The sequence below is a fragment of the Nocardiopsis sp. LDBS1602 genome (genome assembly GCF_035818715.1).
In the GTDB taxonomy this organism is placed as follows: domain Bacteria; phylum Actinomycetota; class Actinomycetes; order Streptosporangiales; family Streptosporangiaceae; genus Nocardiopsis; species Nocardiopsis alba.
The window spans coordinates 115,651-136,284 of the sequence record NZ_JAYLVW010000011.1; the positions used below are offsets into that span (position 1 = coordinate 115,651).

The 20,634-nt window shown below is 72.3% G+C and carries 17 protein-coding genes and 1 pseudogene; 8 read left to right on the forward strand and 10 right to left on the reverse strand.

Going from position 1 to position 20,634, the window contains the following annotated elements:
- The first annotated feature begins 51 nt into the window (after positions 1-51).
- The gene (locus tag U9J66_RS23760; protein ID WP_326338800.1) at positions 52-1,341 is read left to right on the forward strand and encodes a thymidine phosphorylase; all 1,290 of its coding nucleotides are present in this window, start codon (positions 52-54) and stop codon (positions 1,339-1,341) included.
- Between the two features lie 202 nt (positions 1,342-1,543).
- Here U9J66_RS23760 and U9J66_RS23765 read toward each other — a convergent pair whose 3' ends face one another.
- Positions 1,544-2,113 (reverse strand): hypothetical protein, encoded by a 570-nt coding sequence (locus U9J66_RS23765; RefSeq protein ID WP_017535066.1) that lies wholly within the window; start codon positions 2,111-2,113, stop codon positions 1,544-1,546.
- A 104-nt stretch (positions 2,114-2,217) separates the two neighbouring features.
- The gene (locus U9J66_RS23770) at positions 2,218-2,688 is read right to left on the reverse strand and encodes a hypothetical protein (protein WP_014912974.1); all 471 of its coding nucleotides are present in this window, start codon (positions 2,686-2,688) and stop codon (positions 2,218-2,220) included.
- Positions 2,689-2,834: 146 nt separating this feature from the next.
- Here U9J66_RS23770 and U9J66_RS23775 point away from each other — a divergent pair, with 146 nt between their 5' ends.
- The 6 genes and pseudogenes from U9J66_RS23775 to U9J66_RS23800 all read left to right on the forward strand — a co-directional run.
- Positions 2,835-4,583, forward strand: coding sequence for an acyclic terpene utilization AtuA family protein (locus tag U9J66_RS23775; protein ID WP_326338802.1), 1,749 nt, complete (start codon positions 2,835-2,837; stop codon positions 4,581-4,583).
- Complete coding sequence (locus U9J66_RS23780; RefSeq protein WP_326338803.1) at positions 4,580-6,178, forward strand: acyl-CoA carboxylase subunit beta; 1,599 nt, start codon at positions 4,580-4,582, stop codon at positions 6,176-6,178. The genes U9J66_RS23775 and U9J66_RS23780 overlap by 4 nt, the downstream gene beginning before the upstream one ends.
- Before the next feature lie 13 nt (positions 6,179-6,191).
- Complete coding sequence (locus tag U9J66_RS23785; RefSeq protein ID WP_326338805.1) at positions 6,192-8,288, forward strand: ATP-binding protein; 2,097 nt, start codon at positions 6,192-6,194, stop codon at positions 8,286-8,288.
- On the forward strand, positions 8,285-9,457 hold the full coding sequence (locus U9J66_RS23790) for an acyl-CoA dehydrogenase family protein (RefSeq protein ID WP_326338807.1): 1,173 nt from the start codon (positions 8,285-8,287) through the stop codon (positions 9,455-9,457). Before U9J66_RS23785 ends, U9J66_RS23790 begins: the two co-directional genes overlap by 4 nt.
- Before the next feature lie 22 nt (positions 9,458-9,479).
- Positions 9,480-10,127, forward strand: a complete 648-nt coding sequence (locus U9J66_RS23795; RefSeq protein WP_014910809.1) for a TetR/AcrR family transcriptional regulator — start codon at positions 9,480-9,482, stop codon at positions 10,125-10,127.
- Positions 10,128-10,214: 87 nt separating this feature from the next.
- Positions 10,215-10,805: pseudogene (locus tag U9J66_RS23800) on the forward strand (hypothetical protein); the annotation flags it as partial.
- A gap of 48 nt (positions 10,806-10,853) precedes the next feature.
- Here U9J66_RS23800 and U9J66_RS23805 read toward each other — a convergent pair.
- Positions 10,854-12,146, reverse strand: a complete 1,293-nt coding sequence (locus U9J66_RS23805) for an MFS transporter (protein WP_326338808.1) — start codon at positions 12,144-12,146, stop codon at positions 10,854-10,856.
- Positions 12,147-12,269: 123 nt separating this feature from the next.
- Between U9J66_RS23805 and U9J66_RS23810 the strand changes: the two genes are divergently transcribed.
- Entirely contained in the window at positions 12,270-13,019 is a 750-nt protein-coding gene (locus tag U9J66_RS23810) for a glyoxalase (RefSeq protein ID WP_326338809.1), read from the forward strand.
- Between the two features lie 18 nt (positions 13,020-13,037).
- Here U9J66_RS23810 and U9J66_RS23815 read toward each other — a convergent pair whose 3' ends face one another.
- From U9J66_RS23815 to U9J66_RS23845, 7 genes are all read right to left on the reverse strand, one after another.
- Positions 13,038-13,628: a PadR family transcriptional regulator gene (locus U9J66_RS23815; RefSeq protein WP_326338810.1), complete on the reverse strand. Its 591-nt coding sequence runs from the start codon at positions 13,626-13,628 to the stop codon at positions 13,038-13,040.
- An 80-nt stretch (positions 13,629-13,708) separates the two neighbouring features.
- Positions 13,709-15,682 carry an acyl-CoA dehydrogenase family protein gene (locus U9J66_RS23820; RefSeq protein WP_014909212.1) on the reverse strand — a complete coding sequence of 658 codons (1,974 nt, stop codon included), beginning with the start codon at positions 15,680-15,682 and terminating at the stop codon, positions 13,709-13,711.
- Positions 15,683-15,836: 154 nt separating this feature from the next.
- Positions 15,837-16,109, reverse strand: a complete 273-nt coding sequence (locus U9J66_RS23825) for a helix-turn-helix domain-containing protein (RefSeq protein ID WP_017535076.1) — start codon at positions 16,107-16,109, stop codon at positions 15,837-15,839.
- Between the two features lie 77 nt (positions 16,110-16,186).
- Positions 16,187-17,203 (reverse strand): S66 peptidase family protein, encoded by a 1,017-nt coding sequence (locus U9J66_RS23830; RefSeq protein WP_017535077.1) that lies wholly within the window; start codon positions 17,201-17,203, stop codon positions 16,187-16,189.
- Between the two features lie 95 nt (positions 17,204-17,298).
- Positions 17,299-18,690 (reverse strand): M20/M25/M40 family metallo-hydrolase, encoded by a 1,392-nt coding sequence (locus tag U9J66_RS23835; RefSeq protein ID WP_326338813.1) that lies wholly within the window; start codon positions 18,688-18,690, stop codon positions 17,299-17,301.
- 206 nt (positions 18,691-18,896) lie between these two features.
- Positions 18,897-19,730: a M55 family metallopeptidase gene (locus U9J66_RS23840; protein ID WP_326338814.1), complete on the reverse strand. Its 834-nt coding sequence runs from the start codon at positions 19,728-19,730 to the stop codon at positions 18,897-18,899.
- A gap of 65 nt (positions 19,731-19,795) precedes the next feature.
- Entirely contained in the window at positions 19,796-20,368 is a 573-nt protein-coding gene (locus tag U9J66_RS23845; protein ID WP_161110206.1) for a hypothetical protein, read from the reverse strand.
- Between the last annotated feature and the right edge of the window lie 266 nt (positions 20,369-20,634).

Genomic DNA, 20,634 nt, shown 5'->3' on the forward strand with positions numbered 1-20,634 from the left:
CCTTTATCCACCCTCGCCATCACCGAAGCAGTGCCACGGAAGGAACGTGACATGGACGTCATCGAGATCATCCGCGCCAAGCGCGACGGGGGGACCCTCACCCCCGAGCAGATCGACTGGGTGATCGGGGCCTACACCCGTGGCGAGATCGCCGAGGAACAGATGGCGGCGCTGGCCATGGCGATCTTCCTCCAGGGAATGGACCGCGCCGAGGTGAGCCGATGGACGGAGGCGATGCTGGACTCGGGGGAGCGGCTGGACTTCTCCGACCTGGCCCGGCCCACCACCGACAAGCACTCCACCGGAGGGGTCGGCGACAAGATCACCCTGCCGCTCACCCCCACCGTGGCGGCCTGCGGGGCGGCCGTGCCCCAGCTCTCCGGTCGCGGCCTGGGCCACACCGGCGGCACCCTCGACAAGCTGGAGGCCATCCCCGGCTGGAAGGCGTCGCTGAGCACCGAGGAGATGCGCCGGGTGCTCACCACCACGGGCGGGGTGATCTGCGCGGCCGGTTCCGGGCTGGCCCCGGCGGACCGCAGGCTCTACGCCCTGCGCGACGTCACCGGCACTGTCGAGTCGATCCCGCTCATCTCCGCCTCCATCATGAGCAAGAAGCTCGCCGAGGGCACCGGTTCGCTGGTGCTGGACGTCAAGGTGGGCTCGGGGGCGTTCATGAAGGACCTCGCCTCCGCCCGCGAACTGGCCCGCACCATGGTGGACATCGGCAACGACCACGGGGTGCGCACCGTCGCCCTGCTCACCGACATGGAGAGCCCGCTGGGGCGTCAGGTCGGCAACGCCCTGGAGGTCGCCGAGGCCGTCGAGGTCCTCTCCGGAGGCGGGCCCGCCGACGTGGTCGAGCTGACCGTGGCCCTGGCCCGCGAGATGCTCCTGGCCGCCGGTCTGACCCCGGGCGAGGGCGGCACCAAGGACCCGGCCGAGGCGCTGCGCGACGGCAGCGCGCTGGCGTCCTGGAAGGAGCTCGTGCGCGAGCAGGGCGGCGACCCGGACGCGCCGCTGCCCGTGGCCGCCGAGCGTCGCGTGGTCCTCGCCCCGGCCGGTGGCGTGGTCACCCGCCTGGACGCCTACCAGGTGGGCCTGGCCGCCTGGAGGCTCGGCGCCGGGCGAGCGCGCAAGGAGGACGCGGTGTCCTTCGGCGCGGGCGTGACCCTGCACGCCAAGCCGGGCGAGGAGGTCAAGGCGGGCGAGCCGCTGTTCACCCTGCACACCGACGAGTCGGAGCGCTTCGACCGGGCCGCCGAGGCCCTGGAGGGCGCGTTCGACATCGGCGCCGGCGACGAGTGGAAGGCCGCCCCGCTGGTCATCGACCGCATCGCCTGACCCCGCGAACGAACGATGGGGCGGGGCCGGACCTTCGGTCCCGCCCCATCGGCGTTCAGGCGCCTCAGGCCCAGGTGGAGTGCAGGACGTGGGCGAGGGTCGCGTCGCGGCGGGAGTCCTCGGGGCAAGCGATGAGAACGGCCGGGGCCTCGATGGGCCCCGGCCGTTCCGTGTCTCGGGCGGTGTCGCGGGGGAGTCCCCGTCAGTTCGGCATGGGCGGCGGCATCATCTGCGGCGCCGCCTCCGGGATCATGTAGACGGCCACGGCCGCCACGACCACGAACATCAGCCCCACGAGGATGGTCGCCGCCGAACCCCACCGGGCCCAGTGGCGGCTGCCCGCGTCGGTCAGGCTCAGGGCCAGACCGCCGAGGATCACGGCGATCAGGGCCATCGACCCGCCGGTCATGAGCTGGATCCTGATCTGCCTGATCTGGCCGCCCTCGATGGGCTGGCCGTCCACCAGGATCATGCTGGTGAGGATCTCGATGAGCTGCCCGGACATGACGGTCACACCGAGCAGGATCAGCCCTGCGATGGTGAAGGTCTCGGCGGACAGGACGCCTCCGGGGCGGGGCTCGGTGGGGAGCGCCTCCTCCGCGTCCTCGCCGGGGTCGGTGTCCTCACCGTTCGGGTCCGTCTCGGGTTCGACGGGCGCCTCGTCCCGCGGCGGGGCCTCCGTCCCCGCCGGTTCGAAGGTCGGCTTGCCGCCACCCTCCGGCGCGCTCGTGGTGTTCTCGGGTCCTGGGTGATCTTCCGGAGTGGTACTCACGCGGCCAACGTACCGGTGGGTCCGTGTAAGCGGGGCCTAAGAACCACCTGGTCAATGGAGGGATTCGGGCCGTTCCGGACACGGTGGCGCCCCGGGGGCGCCGTTCAGGAGCCCAACAGTACGTAGGACAGCACGGTCAACAGGACCGCGAGCAGCCCGACCAGAATCGTGGCGGCGGCCAGGTGACGGGCCCAGGGGCGTGTCGTGTGCGTCGCCCGGAACAGGGCCGCGGACGCGCTCGCCACGGCCAGCGCGGAGAACAGCCCGGCCCCGGTCAGCTGGCCCTGGACGGCGGGTACGAGGACCCCGGAGGCCCCGGTCAGGACGTACTGGTTGAAGATCGCGATGAGTTCGGTGGAGAACAGGACCACGCCCAAGAGCAGGGCGCCGGCCACGCCGAAGGTCTCGGGACCGAACAGGCCGCCGCCGCGTCCGTGGGCCGGGGCCGCGGACAGGAAGGCCTCTTCGCCCTCGTCCTTCGTGGCCTCGGTCCCGGTGGCGTCACCTGTGGTGTCGTCGGGTTCGGGGGTCTCGGTGGAGGAGGTGTCGGTGGTGTCCTCTGGGGAAGTACTCACCCGCGTCAAAATACCGGCCGCGTTCCCCGTCCCGGGGTCCCGAACGCGGGTCGGTGGCGTCCGGTTCCGGCCAATACGGGAGTCTCGTCCCGGAAGAACAATCAGGAGAGCTTGTTTTTTCGTGTGTCCGATGTCACTCTCGTGCCATGACCGCGACAGAAGCCCCCTCCCTGTGGGTCGGTAACGCCTCCGGCTTCTACGGAGACCGCCTCTCGGCGGTGCACGAGATGCTCACCGAAGGCACCGTGGACGTGCTCACCGGTGACTACCTGGCCGAACTCACCATGGCGATCCTGGGACGCGACCAACTGGCCGACCCCGGACGCGGCTACGCCCGGACCTTCCTCAAACAGATGCGGGAATGCCTCGGGCTGATCATGGAACGCCGGATCCGAGTGGTCACCAACGCCGGAGGCCTCAACCCCCGGGGCCTGGCCGACCGCCTCACCGACCTGGCCGAGGAGTTGGGCTTCGAACCCCGGATCGCCTGCGTCACCGGCGACGACCTCCTGCACCGGGCCGAGGAACTGGACCTGGACGGACCCCTCACCGCCAACGCCTACCTGGGGGCCTTCGGCATCGCCCGCTGTCTGGACGCCGGAGCCGACATCGTCGTCACCGGACGGGTCACCGACGCCTCCCTCACGGTGGGGCCTGCCATCTCCCACTTCGGCTGGACCCACGACGACCTCGACGCCCTGGCCGGCGCCACCGTGGCCGGACACGTCATCGAGTGCGGCGCCCAGGCCACCGGCGGCAACTACGCGTTCGCCGAAGCGCTGTCCGGCCACGACCTGGACCGGCCAGGCTTCCCCCTCGCGGAGATCGAGGCCGACGGCTCGTCGACCATCACCAAGCACGAGGGCACCGGGGGAGCGGTCACGGTGGGCACCGTCACCGCCCAACTCGTCTACGAGATCCGCGGAGCCCGCTACCCGGGGCCCGACGTCACCGCGCGCCTGGACACCGTCCGCCTCACCGAGGCGGGCCCGGACCGGGTACGGATCGACGGGGTCCAGGGCGAACCGCCGCCGCCCGACCTCAAGGTCGGCCTGACCGGCCTCACGGGCTTTCGCAACGAGGTGGAGTTCCTCCTCCCCGGACTGGAGGCCGAGGCCAAGGCCGCCCGGGTGGAACGACAGATGCGCGCCGCCCTGGCCGGGAACGAGCCCGAGGAACTGCGCTTCGAGTTCACCCCGGCCCAGGATCCGCACGGGGCGACGCAGGACGCGGCCACCGCCCGGCTGCGCGCGATCGCCCGCGACCGCGACCCCGCCGTCATCGGCCGCCGCTTCGGCGCCGCCGCCGTCGAACTGGCCCTGGGCAGCTACGCGGGCTTCCACATCACCTCCCCACCGCGCGACGCCCGCCCCGACGGGGTCGCCGCCACCCACGTCCTCGTCCCCGCCGCGGAGGTCGAGCACATCGTCATCACCCCCGACGGCGAGTGGGAGAGGATCCCTCATCCGACCAGGACCCTCGCCCTCGCCGAGGTCCCCGACCCGCCGCAGCCCGACCCCCTGCCGGAGGGGCCCGTGCGCACCGTCCCCCTCGGTCTGGTGCTGGGCGCGCGCAGCGGCGACAAGGGTCCCGACGCCAACCTGGGCGTATGGGCGACCACCGACGAGGGGTGGCGCTGGCTCTCCCACGCGCTCACCGTCGACGTGTTGCGCGACCTGTTGCCCGAGGTCGCCGACCTGAGGGTCACCCGTCATCCGCTGCCCTCCCTGCGCGCGGTCGACTTCTGGATCGAGGGGCTGCTCGCCCCGGGGACGGCCCGCCGTGAAGGGGCCGACCCCCAGGCCAAGGGGCTCGGCGAATGGCTACGGGCCCGACGGATGCCCGTCCCCGAACTCCTGCTGGAGCGGACCCCGAACGGAGAGGAGACCAGGTGAGCGTCCTGACCTCGAGACTCGACACACGGGGCCCGGCCTACGCCGAGGCCCGGGAGGCCATGCTCGCGGGGCTGGCCGAGATCGACGCCGAACACGCCAAGGCCCTGGCCGGAGGAGGGGAGCGCTACATCGAACGCCATCGTTCCCGGGGCGGACTGCTCGCCCGGGAGCGGATCGAACTCCTCCTCGACGAGGGGAGCCCCTTCCTCGAACTGTCCACGCTCGCCGGCTGGGGCAGCGACTTCCACGTGGGCGCCAGCGTGGTCACCGGGGTCGGTGTGGTCTCCGGCGTGGAGTGCGTGATCGTCGCCAACGACCCCACCGTGCGGGGCGGCTCCAGCAACCCCTGGACCCTGAGGAAGTCACAGCGGGCGGGCGAGATCGCCGAACGCAACCGGATGCCGATGATCAGCCTCGTGGAGTCCGGCGGCGCCGACCTGCCCACCCAGAAGGAGATCTTCATCCCCGGCGGCGGGACCTTCCGCCACCTGACCCGGCTCTCGGCCGCCGGTATCCCCACGATCGCCCTGGTCTTCGGCAATTCCACCGCCGGGGGCGCCTACATCCCCGGGATGAGCGACCACGTGGTCATGGTCCGGGACCGGGCCAAGGTGTTCCTGGGCGGACCGCCGCTGGTCAAGGCGGCCACCGGTGAGGAGAGCGACGACGAGTCCCTGGGCGGGGCCCGCATGCACGCCGAGGTCTCCGGGCTCGCCGACCACCTGGCCGAGGACGAACACGACGCGATCCGGATCGGACGTCGGATCGTCGCCCGGCTCGGACACACCAAGGCGGGCCCCGCCCCGACCGGGCCCGTGGCCGAACCTCTCCACCCCGCCGAGGAGCTCCTGGGGATCATGCCCCCCGACCTCAAGGTTCCGGTCGACCCCCGCGAGGTCATCGCCCGGATCGTGGACGGCTCGGAGTTCGACGAGTTCAAACCGCTCTACGGGGCGGGTCTGGTCACCGGGTGGGCACGCCTGCACGGGTATCCGGTCGGTGTCCTGGCCAACGACAACGGGGTGCTGTTCAGCGAGGAGGCGCAGAAGGCGGCGCAGTTCATCCAGCTCGCCAACCGGGCCGACACCCCGCTGATCTTCCTGCACAACACCACCGGCTACATGGTCGGGGCCGAGTACGAGCAGGGCGGCATCATCAAGCACGGCTCGATGATGATCAACGCCGTCTCCAACAGCACCGTGCCGCACTTCTCGGTGCTCATCGGGGCCTCCTACGGCGCCGGACACTACGGCATGTGCGGACGTGCCTATGACCCCCGCTTCCTCTTCGCCTGGCCCAGCGCCCGCTCCGCGGTGATGGGCCCCAGACAGTTGGCCGAGGTGGTCTCGATCGTCTCCAGGGCCGCCGCCGCGAAGAAGGGCGCGCCCTACGACGACGACCAGGACGCGGCCATGCGCGAACTGGTGGAGCGGCAGATCGAGGCCGAGTCCCTGCCGATGTTCCTGTCCGGACGGGTCTACGACGACGGGATCATCGACCCCCGCGACACCCGCACCGTCCTCGGACTGTGCCTGTCCTTCGCCCACAACGCGCCCGTCGCCGGTACCGACACCTTCGGTGTCTTCCGCATGTAGAGGAGGGAGGGACATGTCCCCCGACGACCACGTCACCCCGGTCACCGCCCTGCTGGTGGCCAACCGGGGAGAGATCGCCCGCCGTGTCCTTCGGACCTGCCGCGCCCTGGGGGTGTCCTCCGTCGCCGTCCACACCCCGGGCGAGGAGGACGCGCCGCACGTGCGGGAGGCCGACATCGCCGCGGCCCTGTCCGTTCCCGAGGGGCGCGGACCCGTGGACGCCTACCTGGACCCCGACGCCCTGGTCGACGCGGCCCGCCGCGCCGGGGCCGACGCCGTCCACCCCGGCTACGGCTTCCTGTCCGAGAACGCGGGGTTCGCCCGCGCCGTCGTCGACGCCGGACTCACCTGGATCGGCCCCGCCGCCGAGGTGATCGAACGCATGGGGTCCAAGACCCTCGCCAAGCGGGTCGCCCGCGACGCCGGGGTACCGGTCGCCGACGCGCTCGACCCGGCCGACGTCCGCGACGAACACCTGCCGGTCCTGGTCAAGGCGGTCTCCGGCGGCGGTGGCCGGGGCATGCGGGTGGTGCGCGACCTGGAGGCGCTGACCGGGGAGGTCGACGCCGCGCGTTCCGAGGCCGCCTCCGCCTTCGGCGACCCCGAGGTGTTCTGCGAGCCCTACGTCGAACGCGGCCGCCACGTCGAGGTGCAGATCCTGGCCGACGCCCACGGCACCGTCTGGGCGGTGGGCGAACGCGACTGCTCGGTTCAGCGACGCCACCAGAAGGTGCTGGAGGAGGCTCCCGCCCCCGGGCTGCCGGACGCGCTCCGCGCCCGGCTGCACCGCGCCGCCCGCGATCTGGCCGCCGCCATCGGCTACACCGGGGCGGGGACGGCCGAGTTCCTCGTCCCCGTCACCGAGGACGGTCCGGGCGAGCCCGTCTTCCTGGAGATGAACACCCGACTCCAGGTCGAGCACCCCGTCACCGAATGCGTCACCGGGCTCGACCTGGTGGAGTGGCAGATACGGATCGCCGAAGGGGAACCTCTCCCGGCCCCGGACCCCCCCGAGCCCCGCGGTCACGCGATCGAGGCCCGTCTGTACGCGGAGGATCCGCGCCGGGACTGGCGACCCCGCACCGGCACCCTGCACGCCTTCGAGGTGCCCGCCGCGACCGCCTTCTTCGAGACGCCGGCCGGGTACGGCGTCCGCCTCGACCACGGGGTGGAGGCGGGCGACGAGGTCGGCACGGACTTCGACCCGCTGCTGGCCAAGGTCGTCGCCCACGGCCGGGACCGACGCGACGCCCTGCGCCGCCTGTCCGCCGCGCTCTCCACCGCCCGCCTGCACGGGGTGGGCACCAACCGGGACCTGCTCGTACGGATCCTCGGCGACCCCCATCTGGTCGACCCCGCGCGCCTGCACACCGGGCTGCTCACCGGGGAAAGGCTCGTCGCCCTGGCCCGTCCCCTGGCCGACGAGGAGACCGAACGCGCGGCCGCGCTGGCCGCCTCCCTCGCCGCGATCGAGGCAGTCCGAGGCCACGGGCCGACCCCCGTCGGGGCGCCCGCCGGATGGCGCAACGTGCCCTCGGCCCCGCACGAGCGAAGACACCTCACCGACGACGGACGCGAGATCGTCTCCTCCTTCCACTCCACGCGGGGCGTCCACCGGCCCGTCGCCGAGGGCCTCCGAGTCCTGTCGGTCGCCCCCGACCTGGTCGTCCTCGAGACGGACGGGGTACGCCGCCCCTTCGAGATCCACCGTGCCCCCGCGACCCCCGGTGCCCCGGGAAGCGTCCACGTACGGTCCTCGTCCGGCACGGTCGTCCTGACCCCCGTCGACCCCCTGCCCGTCCCCGAGACGCGCGTCGACCCGGGCGCGCTGCCCGCCCCCATGCCCGGCACGATCACCGCCGTGGACGTCGAGGTCGGGCAGAGCGTGCGCGAGGGCCAGACCCTGCTGCGCATGGAGGCCATGAAGATGGAGCACCGCGTCACCGCGCCCGCCGACGGCACGGTGCGGGAGCTCCCCGTGAAGGCGGGCGAGCGGGTGCCCGCCGGGACACCGTTGGCCGTCCTCGACCACACCGGGACCGAGGAACCCTCAGGTCCCCCGGAGAGCACCACCCCCTCCCACCCCGTCGACGAAGGGTCGAACCCGTGACCGGTGCCATGATCTTCGACGAACCGACCGAACGCCGCGAACTGCGCTCCGCGGTCTCCGCGCTCGCCTCCCGCTACGGCTCCGAGTACTACCGCGCCAAGGCCAAGGAGGGCGCCTACCTGACCGAACTGTGGAAGGAGGCGGGCGGACTCGGCTACCTGGGCGTCAACATCCCCGAGGAGTACGGCGGCGGGGGAGGCGGCATCGGGGACCTGGCCGCCGTGCTGGAGGAGTTCTCAGCCGCGGGCTGCCCGACCCTGATGATGGTGGTCTCCCCGGCCATCTGCGGTACCGTCCTGTCCCGCTTCGGCACCCCCGACCAGCGACGACGTCTCCTCCCCGGGCTGGCCTCGGGCGAGAGGATCATGGCCTTCGCCATCACCGAACCCGACGCCGGCTCCAACTCCCACCGCATCACCACCACCGCCCGACGCGACGGCGACGAGTGGGTGCTCGACGGCCGCAAGACCTTCATCTCCGGTGTGGACGTCGCCGACGCGGTCCTCGTGGTCGGCCGGATCGAGGACACCGACACCGGACGACTCTCGGCGGCCCTGTTCGTGGTCCCCACCGACACCCCCGGGTTCGAGGCCCGCCGCATCGAGATGGATCTGATCAGCCCGGACCATCAGTACCAACTGTTCATGGACGAGGTCCGGCTGCCCGCCGACGCCCTGGTCGGAGACCCCGACGCAGGACTCCTGCAACTGTTCGCCGGCCTCAACCCGGAACGGATCATGGCCGCCTCCCTGGCCACCGGCAGCGCCCGGCACGCGCTCGACAAGGCGGTCGCCTACGCCAAGGAGCGCGTGGTGTGGCGGGATCGCCCCATCGGGGCCCATCAGGGGCTGGCGCATCCGCTGGCCCAGGTGAAGATCGAGACCGAGCAGGCACGCCTGATGACCCAGCACGCGGCGCTCCGCTACGATGCCGGCGACGACGCGGGCGCCGGGGAAGCGGCCAACATGGCCAAGTACGCCGCCGCCGAGGCGTGCGTGCGATCGGTCGACCAGGCGGTTCAGACGCTGGGCGGCAACGGGCTGGCCTCCGAGTACGGGCTGGGCTCGGCGATCGCCGCCGCCCGTCTGGCCCGGATCGCCCCGGTCAGCCGGGAGATGATCCTCAACTACGTGGCCCAGCAGTCCCTCGGGTTGCCCAAGTCGTACTGACGACCAAGGGGAGAGGCGCGCGGTGGACACGGCATCGGACCGGGAACCGAGACAGGAACGCAGCCGGGTCACCCGGGCCCGGCTGCTGGACGCCGCCGTCGGCTGCCTGGCCGAACGGGGGGTCTCCGGGGCCACGGTGGGGGCGGTCGCCGAACGGGCCGGGGTCTCCCGGGGCGCGGCCCAGCACCACTTCCCGACCCGGGAGGGGCTCCTGTTGGCGGCGCTGCGGCACATGGTCGAGAGCCGGAGCGCCGACCTGCGCCGCCGGGCGGACGCCGTCCCGGCCGGCCCCGAACGTACCGAGGCCGTCGTGCAGATGGTGGTGGACGCCTTCAGCGGTCCGGACTTCGACGCCGCCCTGCAACTGTGGGCGGCCGCCGCCAGCGACCCGGCCCTGCGGGAACGGGTGATCCCCTTGGAGGAACAGGTGGGGCGGGCGGTGCACCACGCGGTGGTCGAGCTGCTCGGCGCCGACGAGTCGATCCCCGGCAACCGGGAGGCGGTCCAGGCCACCCTCGACCTGGCCCGGGGGCTGGGGCTGGCCAATCTGCTCACGGACGACACCGCGCGCCGGCGGCGGGTGGTCGCCCAGTGGGCCGTGATGCTCGATCGCACGCTTCGCGAACCCCTTCCGTCCACCCGTTCCCCACGCTCCACTACCAAGCGGTAACCTTCGGGACCGATGATTATGATCGGGAGGGCCGGACAGGGGCGTGGCCGCGGGAACGCGGTCGCGATGGTGAACGGACGGGATGGTGTGTCGGTGGGTGTGCGAACGGACAGGGACCTCCCGGGCCTGGCCCAACGTGTGGTGGACGCCTTCGCGGAGAGCGCCGCGCGGCGCAGGGACCGCGATTCCCTGATGGACACCGCCTTCGCGCGGCTGTTCGACCTCTATCAGGCCACCAGCGCCGCCGAGCGGGGCTCGCCCGCCGGCCGGGACCTCAACGCCACCCTCGCCGAACTCCTGGTCGGCGGGAGCAACCCGGACCGCGTCGGCCTCTACGTGGTGCGCACCCAGACCGCCGCCGACCACGGACGCCACGAGGGCTACCGTCCGGCCTGCTGGCGCCGTTCCATGCTCCAGATCCTCGGTGACGAGTTCGTCCCCTGGGAACGTTTCATGCGCCCGGGCGACATCGAGGCGATCCCGCGCATCGACGAGGCGCTGACCGCCGTGGCCGAGGAGGCCAGCCTCGCCGAGGTGCCCGCCTGGGTCCCCGAGACCCACTGGTGGTGGTGGGAGCCCGCGCGTCTGCGGGCCGAGGCGGATCGAGGACCCGAGGCGAGCACGGAGGGGCCGCCCCCGCCCCGGGTCGGTGAGGGTACGGAGACGACCGTCGCCGAACGGTTGCCCAAGGCGTCGATCGGCCGGCTGCTGCGCAGGATCCCGAGGTCAGGCCACGCCTTCGATCCGCCACACGGCGGCGGCCCCCAGAAGGGACACCAGGCCGCACACGGCGTACAGGACGGGGTATCCGCCCAGGTGCACCACGATCGGCCCGGCCAGGGCGGGGGCGATCACCTGCGGTCCGACCCCGGCGATGTTGACGATCCCCAGGTCCTTGGCGCGCCCTGAGGCGGTCGGCAGGACCTCGGTGACCAGGGCGTTGTCCACCGACAGGAAGATCCCGAATCCCACGCCCAGCACCACCGCCCCCGCGAGCAACGTGGTCCACTCGGGTGAGGCCGCCACCATGAACGCGGGCACCCCCATGACGATCCCGGCCAGGCAGACCATCACCCGTCTGCGCCCCAGCCGGTCGGAGACGATCCCCGCCACCACGGTCGTGGCCACCACCGCCGCCGTGTACACCAGGATCAGGGTCAGGAGGCCGTCGGCGGCGGAGGAACCCGGGAAACGCTCCTCGTAGCCGACCGCGTCCCGGAGGAAGTACAGCAGGTACAGGATGAACATGGCGTTCCCCGTGCCGATGAGGAACCGGGTGAGGAACGCCCACGCGAAGTCGGGGTGCCGACGGGGCGACACCCACAGATCCCGGAGCAGAGCGCCCCACGCCGGCCGGGCCGAGCGGGGCAGCGGCGGGTCGGGTGAGAACAGCGCGAACGGTAGGGCGCAGGCCAGGGTGAGCAGCCCGATGAGCGTGTAGCCGGGGGCGATCTCGGTGACCACGACCGTCACCAGCACCACGGCGGCGACCACCCCGGCCGACTGCGGCACGCCGACCCAGCCCGAGACCGCCCCGCGCTGGGAGCGCGGCACGTGGTCCGGGACGGCCGCGAGCAGGGTGGCGTTCAGACAGGACAGGGCGGTCTGGACGAAGGACCAGCCCAGCAGGATCCCCGTGACGCTCTCCTGCCGGCCGAGGACGATCAGTCCGACGGCGCCGAGTACGGCCCCGGCCAGGACCCAGGGGCGGCGGCGCCCGAGCGGGCCGGTCGTGCGGTCCGACAGCGCCCCGATCAGCGGGGTGGCGATCATCGCCATGGCGGCGCCGACCCCGGTCACCCAGGCCAGGACGGTCTCCTTGCCGTCGGGGGCGACGTGGCCGATCTGTTCGGGGAGCAGGACCTGGAGAGGGCCGAAGAAGGCCATCCACATCCCGAGGTTGGCCAGGCTGACACCGGCCACCCACAGGGCACGGACGGGACGGGTGGGTTCGGCGAGGGCGGCGGGAGGGGGGTCGTCGGCGGGGTGGGGCGACCGGGGCGCGGGGGAGGTGCTCACGGTGTGACCTGCCTTACATGATGAGGCTCCACCCTAGAGCGAAGGGGCTCGGGGAGGAAGGGGGAGCCAACTAGTCAAAGTTGACTAGTAGGGTGGTCCGGCGACCACGAACCTGGGAGGGCCATGAGCCGGAACGCGTCGATCCGCCCCAACGAGATCACCATCCCGACCCTGCACACCCACGACCCCGAGGCGACCCTCGCCTTCTACGAGACGCTCGGCTTCACCGTCGTCTCACGACAGCTCAAGCCCTACGTGTACCTGGCCTTCGAACTGAGCGGCCTCCAGGTGCACTTCTCCGCCGGACCCCGGGGGATGGACCCCACGACGGAGATGACCGGCGGCTGCCTCGTCATGGTCGACCACGTCGCCCCCTACCACTCGGCCTTCACCGAGGCGATGCGCGCCGCCCACGGCAAGGTCCTGTCCCGAGGGCTGCCCCGGATCACCCGGTACCGCCCCGGAGCCTCCCGCTTCACACTCGTGGACCCCTCGGGCAACTCGCTGATCTTCATCCAGAGGGACGAACCCGAGGAGGTGGAGTACGGGGGCTCCGCCGCCCTGGAGGGGCTGGCCAAGGCACTGGACCAGGTACGGATCTATCGCGAGTTCAAGACCGACGACGCGGCCGCCTACCGCAGGGCCCGGTCCGCGCTCAAGCGTCATGGTGAGACCGCCTCGGCCCTGGAACGCGCCACCGCCCACGCGGTGCTCGTGGAGCTGGCCACCGCCCTGGACCGCGCCGACGAGGCCGAGGAGTGGCGGCGGGCGCTGGCACCGATCATGGCCGAGGAGCTCACCGAGGACGAACGACGCGTGGTCCGGGAGGAGCTGGAACGCGCCGCCGACCTGGTCGAGTGGCGCGACGAGTAGGCGCTCCCCGGGCACTTCCTAGCTCGGGACGCCGGAGGGACGCCACCCCTCCTCGCCGGCGAAGACGTGGGCGCCTCCCTCGATCCGCTCGATCAGGGAGCGCGTCCACCCCGCCGCCGACTCGGCCGAGTGCACCCAGAAGCCCAGGACCTCACCGACGGCCCCGATCTCCTCGTCGACGGGGGCCTCGGGATCGTGGTGCTCCAGCACGCTGGAACGCCACCCCTCCAGGCTCTCCAACCGGCGGCGGAGCAGCGTCAGGACCTCCGGGCGCGGCAGATCGGTCATACAGCCGAGCCCCGCCGAGACCACGTCCACCCGGGCGTCGTGCTCGGCGGCCAGGGCGTCGCGCAGCAGCGACAGGTACTCCCGCTCGCCGTCCCCGGTCAGGGTGAACTCGGTACGCGGCGGCCCTCCGGAGACGGCGGCCTCCTCGGCGGCCAACAGGCCTTCGTGCTCCATCCGGTTGAGCGCGTGGTAGATCGATCCCGGCTTGGCCGTGGACCACTCGTGCGCGCCCCACGACTCCAGATCCGAACGGACCTGGTACCCGTGCGCGCGACCGCGCGACCGGATCGCGCCGAGCACCAACAACCGGATCGCCGACATGGCCCCACCTCCTCTGGACGTCCGCAAAAGCATAGGCCCCGCGAAGACGGGCTTCACGGGGCCTAGGGTCGCTCCGGACGTCAGTCCCGGTCGCCCTGGCGTCGGTGCTCGGCGCCCAACGCGATCGGGGCGCCCAGCCACTCGTCGCGCAGACCGAAGCCCTCCACGAGCGGCACCGCGTACGGGCGCAGCCCCCGGCACAGCTCGTTCACGGCCGCGGTGACCGCCTTGGCGCGCGAGGTGGAGATCCGCTCGTGCTCCAGGAACCAGCCGCGGTTCTCCTCGATCACGGACAGCACGAACAGGTCGCACAGGCGGTTGAGCAGCTTGGCGGTGGCCTTGTCGCCGCAACGGTCGATACCCGCGACGAACGCCTCCAGCGCCACCCGGTCCATGTGCGCCCGACCGGCCTCCAGGACGTGGTCCTGGGCCTGGTTGAACACCTCGAAGGCGTCGCTGCCGTCCTTCTTGGAACGGCGCAGGCGCGCCGCCAGACCCTCGATGACGTGCTTCTCGCGGTCCTCGAACAGCTCCAGGTGCCAACCCCGGTTGTACAGGCTCGACTCGTCGCCCCGGCCCGGGGCGGCGGCGATCAGCCGCTCGATCAACGGCCGCGCGGCGGTGCGCTCGATGACGGTCTCGAAGACCTTGCCCGCCATGAACTTCGCCAGGCCGAGCTGGTCCAGGTCGCCGAAGGAGTCCTTGAAGTCGGTGAGCAGACCCTTGGTGAGCTGCTGCAACAGGACCGTGTTGTCGCCCTCGAAGGTGGTGAAGATGTCCGAGTCCGCCTTGAGCTGCGGGATCCGGTTCTCCGACAGGTAGCCCGAACCGCCACAGGCCTCACGACAGGTCTGGATGGTCGCGGTGGCGTGCCAGGTCGCGACCGCCTTCAGACCGGCGGCCCGGGACTCCAGCTCGCGCTGGGCACGGTCGTCGGACTCCTCGCTCCGGGAGAGCTCGTGCAGCCCGGTGACCAGTTCCTCCTGGGCGAAGTGCAGAGCGTAGGTGCGGGCCAGGGCCGGCAGGAGCTTGCGCTGGTGGGCCAGGTAGTCGAGGATCCGCACCTCCTCCGCCGGACGGCCGTCGGCGGCGGGACGGGTGAACTGGCGGCGGGTGTCGGCGTAGCGCAGGGCGATGGTCAGGGCGGCCTTGGTGGCGCTGCCCGCGCCGCCGGCCACGCTGATCCGGCCGCGGATGAGGGTGCCCAGCATGGTGAAGAAGCGCCGGTTGGGGCTCTCGATCGGGCTGGAGTAGGTGCCATCGGGGGAGACGTCGCCGTAACGGTTGAGCAGATCGGTGCGAGGCACGCGCACCTGGTCGAACCAGAGCCGGCCGTTGTCGACGCCGTTGAGGCCGGCCTTGGGGCCGCAGTCCTCGATGGTGATCCCGGGCAGCGCCGCGCCGTCCTCGTCGCGGATCGGCACCATCAGGGCGTGCACACCGTGCTCGATGAGGCCGTCGGGGCCCGGGGTGCGCAACTGGGCGAAGACCACGGCGGCGCGACCGTCGCGGGCGGCGTTGCCGATGTAGTCCTTGCGCGCCGCCTCGTCGGGCGTGTGGACCACGAACTCCTCGGTGGCCGGGTCGTAGGTCGCGGTGGTGCGCAGTCGTTGCACGTCCGAACCGTGGCCGGTCTCGGTCATCGCGAAACAACCGGGCAGCGCCACGCTCATGACGTCGGGCAGGTAGCGCCGGTGGTGGTCGTCGGTGCCCAGGGCCTTGATCGCCCCGCCGAACAGCCCGAACTGCACGCCCATCTTCACCATGAGGGACATGTCGGCGACGAGCATCTCGAAGGCCACCACGGAGGCGCCGACGTCGTCGCTGCCGCCCACGGACTCGGGGAAGCCGTAGCCGGGCATATCGGTCTCGGTCAGGGCCATGAGCTGGTCCAGGGTCCGGGCCCGGTGCTCCTCCACCGACAGGCCGTACACCGGGGCGAACCGCTCGCCTCGAACGACGTCCCTGGCCCGCTCTCGCACGTGCGCCCAGCGCCCGTCCAGGAGACCGCGCAGTTCGGTCTCGTTCGGTGTCAGCGGTGCCTGTTCGCTCATCTGCTCCCCCTGTGGTCGTCCGGACACGCGCCCGTGCCCCTCATGTGACCATCATCCCGACGCGCGGGAGTGCCGAACACGCCCGGGACACGGGTGTGGAAACCAACGTAGGCGGTGGTGGGGGCGTTCCGTCCCCGGGGAGAGGTCGTGCGGGTCACACCGCGACGTCGCGGGGCGGGGAGAGGGGGTCGTCGGTCCGCGCCAGGAGGTCGTCCAGGGACAGGCCCAGTGTGGTGGCGACGGCCGCGATGGTGAAGAAGGCGGGGGTGGGGATGCGGCCGCCCTCGATCTTGCGCAGGGTCTCCACCGAGATGCCGGAGTCCCGCGCGACGTCCACCATCGTGCGGTCGGCCCGTGCCCGGCGGAGGAGGGCGCCCAGGGTCCGGCCGCGCTGGATCTGCTCTTGGGTCAACGGTTCACGAACCATGGGCCGAGTGTAACCCGGCCTCCCCGACCCCGATCGAGAAGAGCGAGGTCGGGAGGGGGCTGCTCGACGCGCGGACCTCACTCCAGAACGGGGACGAGCGCCTCCAGGGTCCCGAGGTCGGCGTCCAGGACCGCCGGGACCCCCAGCGGAACGGTGAGCTGGGCGGCGCAGTGACCGAAGTCCAGACCCCACAGCACCGGGACCCCCAGTGGGGCGAGACGGTCGCGCATCAACTCGGCGATCGTCTCCGGGTCCGGCGGGCAGTCGGTCCAGGTGCCCAACGCCACCCCGGCCACACCGTCCATCCAGCCGGTGCGCAGCAGGTGGGTGAGCATCCGGTCCAGGCGCGCGGCGTCCTCGTTGATGTCCTCCAACACGAGGATTCCCCCGGCGGCGGAGAGCCGGCTGTGCGGTGTGGCCAGCCCGTCGTTGAGCAGGCTCAGGTTCCCGCCGAACAGCACCCCCTCGGCCCGGCCCGGGACCAGCGCGCGCGTGGCGGGCGAGGTGAGCGTCAGACGCTCCTCGGGCGAGAACAGGGTCGTGCGCAGATCCCGCTGGGCCGGCTCGTCGCCCACGAAGTAGCGGGTGCCCACCACCGGGCCGTGCACCGTCGTCACCCCCAGCTCCATCGCGAACGCCTCGTGCAGGGCGGTGATGTCGCTGAACCCGATCAGCGCCTTGGGCCCGGCCTCGCGCATCGCGTCGAAGTCCAGCAGGTCGAGCATCCGGTGCGCGCCGTCGCCACCACGCGCGCAGAACACCGCGCGCACGTCGGGATCGCACCAGGCCTCCTGGAGGTCGGCGGCCCGATCCCGGTCCTCCCCGGCCAGGTAGGGCAGTACGGGGTGCTGGTCGCGGATGTGCCGGCCGGTCTCCACCTCCAGCCCCCACCCGGTGAGGATCGAGACCGCCGCGTCCAGTTGGGCGGCCGGGACCGGACTGCACGGGGCCACCAACCGCACCCGGTCGCCTCGACGCAGCCTCGGCGGACGCCTCAGCGGAGACGGAACGGGACGTGACGCCCCGGGGACCCCCTTACGCTCCTCGAACCCCTCGCGCACCTCGGCCGTCGACTCGCCCACGTCGGTCCCCATCCCTTTCGTCGTCTCCTCCAGGGCACCCGCCCTCGGGCACCCGAAAAGGGAGGGGCGCCGTACGGGTCGTACCCGTCGACGCCCCTCCCGGGTCATCAAGAACGCAGAAAGCCGTCCAACACCCGCACGCCGAACCGCAGTCCGTCCAGCGGCACCCGCTCGTCCACCCCGTGCAGCAGCCCGGGGTAGTCCATCCCGGCGGGCAGACGCATGGGGGAGAAGCCGTAGCAGTCGATCCCCAACCGGGCGAAGACCTTGGCGTCGGTGCCGCCCGACAGGCACACCGGCACCACGTGGGCCTCCGGATCGTGGGCCAGCAGCGCCGAACGCAGGGCGTCGAAGGCGGGGGAGTCCACCGGGGCGGAGACGGGCGGAGAACCGTGCGCGTACTCCCAGGTCACCCGGTTCCCCGTCAGCTCGTCCATGGCGGCGGTGAACGCCTCCTCGGCGCCGGGGAGCACCCGGCCGTCCACCCCCGCCGTCGCCTCGCCCGGCACCACGTTGACCTTGTACCCGGCCGAGAGCATGGTCGGGGCGGCGCTGTTGCGCACCGTCGGCGCGACCAGGGGCGCCGCCGTCCCCAACCGGGCGATCAACGCGTCCACCGCCTCGTTGCTCTCGATGTCGCCGTGCGCGCGCTCCACCCCCAGGGCCTTGGTGATGGACTCGATGGCGGCGCGGGTGACCGGCGTCATGTGCAGCGGCCAACGGTGCTCGTCGATCCGGGCGATGGCCGCGGCCAGGGTGCCGACCGCGTTGTCGCGCGGCGGACGCGACCCGTGGCCCGCGGTACCGCGCGAGCGCAGGGTCAGCCAGGCGCTGCCCCGCTCGGCCGCGCCGATCGGGTACAGACGGACCGGGTCCCCGTTGGTGGAGCGGGAGTGCACGGTGTGGCCGCCGCCCTCGCCGATCGCGACCGTGCAGCCCTCGAACAGATCGGCGTGCTCGCGCACCAGGTGGTCGGCCCCATAGGCGGCGCTGTCCTCCTCGTCGGCGACGAAGGCCAGCACGATGTCGCGGCGCGGTCGCAGGCCCATCTCCGACCAGTGCCGCACGACCGCGGTGACCATGCCGATGGTGTTCTTCATGTCCACCGCGCCGCGCCCCCACAGGGCGGGGGCACCGGTGACCGGGCAGTCGGCGATCTCACCGGAGAACGGCGGCACCGACCAGTCGTGGGCGTCGGCGGGCACCACGTCCAGATGTCCGTGGACCAGCAGGGCGTCCGCGTCGGGGTCGGTGCCCGGGACGCGCACCACCACGTTGGCTCTGCGGTCCGCGGACTCCAGGATCACGGGGGAGAGCCCGGCCGCGCCGAGGGCCTCGGCCGCGAACTCGGCGGCGGCGCGCTCGTCGCCCTCGCCTCCGCCCCGGTTGGTGGAGTCGCGTCGGATCAGCTCGCGGGTCAGGTGGATGGCGTCCTCGCCCGCCGCCGTCAGGGCCGCCTCTCGGGCACTGTCGGACGGGAAGGTGTCGTTGTGGCCCACGGAGTCGGCCTTTCGTCGGGTACAGGTGATGAGGACGGAGTCGTCGCGCGCCGATGGAGGGGCGCGGGCAGGGGCGACGCCCGGGGCGGCCCGTGCCGAACGGCACGATCCGTTACCGACCCCGGGGACAGTTCTACCTGTCGACCCCGTCGATTGTCCGCCGAACCGCTCGGAAGGAGGAGACCCTCCGGGCGAGGCGGGGACGGTCAGCCGTAGTCCTTCTCCATGTGGTTGGAGATCATGGTCGTGACCGTCTTGAAGGCCCGGATCATCTCATAGGCGTCGGGGGAGGTGTAACGCACCCGGCGCTCACCGGTCCGGGTCACCCCGGGGACGATCGCCGCGGCCTGCGCGAGCTGGGCGGAGTCCACCTCGACCTCCACCGTCCTGGGCGCGGGGGCGACCGGCTCGACCCGGCCGGCCGGGGCCAGGGACCTGCGCGCCGCCTCGGTGATGTCGGCGGCGGTGCGCGCGGGGGGACGACAGCGGGCGGCGTAGCGGCTGACGTGATCCTTGACCGCGACGGTCAGGGCCTGCGGGGCGTAGGAGGCGGCGTCCTCGCAGGCCTTGTCGTCGCCGGTGACCAGGATGACGGGGGTGCCGTACTCGGCGACCACGGCGGCGTTGAGCCGACCCTCGCTCGCGGGCACGCCGTCCAACCACACCCCGGTGATCGCGTTCGGCAGATAGGTGTGGGCCAGGACCCCGTCCTCCCCGGCACCGCAGTGGTAGCCGAGGAAGACGATCCCGTCCACGTCGCCGCTCTGGACCCCTTCGATCATCGAGAGTTCCTTGTGGCGGCCGGTGATCATGGTGGCCCGCTCGTCCAGACGCTCCAAGAGGAGGTTGCGCATGGTCGAGTGCGCCTCGTTCACGAACACCTCGGTGGCGCCGCCCTCGTAGAGACCGACGATCGCCGCGTTGACGTCGCCGGTGAACATCGAACGACAGCGCTGCCACTGCTCGGTCCCGGGCTCGCAGTCGGCGGGCCAGGTGACGCCCGTGGCGCCCTCCATGTCCGCGGAGATGAGGATCTTCATCCGCCAGAGCCTAGCCCGCGCGCACCCCGTGGGGCCATGGGTCCACGGGCATCGAACGGACGGATTCAGCGCCCTCGTGGGGGCTCTCCCCCTCCGGCCTGCCCGGGGACGGGACTGAGCCGGGGAAGGCCGGGAAGGGACACCGGCAGGTCGGCGAGGGTGAGCGATTCGGGGAGGGGGCCTTGGGGGAACTCGTCGTGCCGAGGCGCCGGCAGGAGAGGGGAGGGGGACTCGGGGAAGGGGCCCCGGTCGGACGTCCAACGGATCTCCCGGATGGCCTGCACCTCCTCGCGGAGTATCGGTCGGGGGACGACCACCTCCCAGCCGAGCGGATCGCGCAGCGCCACGATCACCCGGACCGCCTCCGCCGCGGTCACCGCCCGCGGCCCGTTCCCGTCGGCGAAGTGGCCGACCGTCACCGGTTCGTCGTCCGGAAGCCGTACGTCTATGGCGATCAGGCCGCGAGGTCCGTGGTGACGGCTCAACTCGTGCGACCAGTGGTGGGTGAGGGCATAGGAGGGGAGCGTGGGGAAACAGAAGACCCCACTGGTCCCTTTCTGCCCGAGTGTGGGGCGCACCCCCGCGTGTTCGACGCGGGCGGCGTTGGCCCGGGGCGTCAGGTGGACGAACATCGCCATGACATCGGATCCCTGTGAGTCGGTCGGAGAGGGTCGGCGGTCGATGGCATGAGCCTCGTACAGGGTTCTCGGCAGGGGGCGCCGGGACTCCCATGGCGCGGGACCCGGCCGCGCCGGGTGAACGTCCTCGGTGTGCGGGGCAGGGGCACGGTCCGAGCGACGTCGCGGTCCGGACCGTCGACCTCACGGGAGCGCGGACCGGTCGGTCCCGGAACGGGAACGGTCACCCGGGTGGCGCCGTGCCCGCACCGGCGCGACCGGCGATC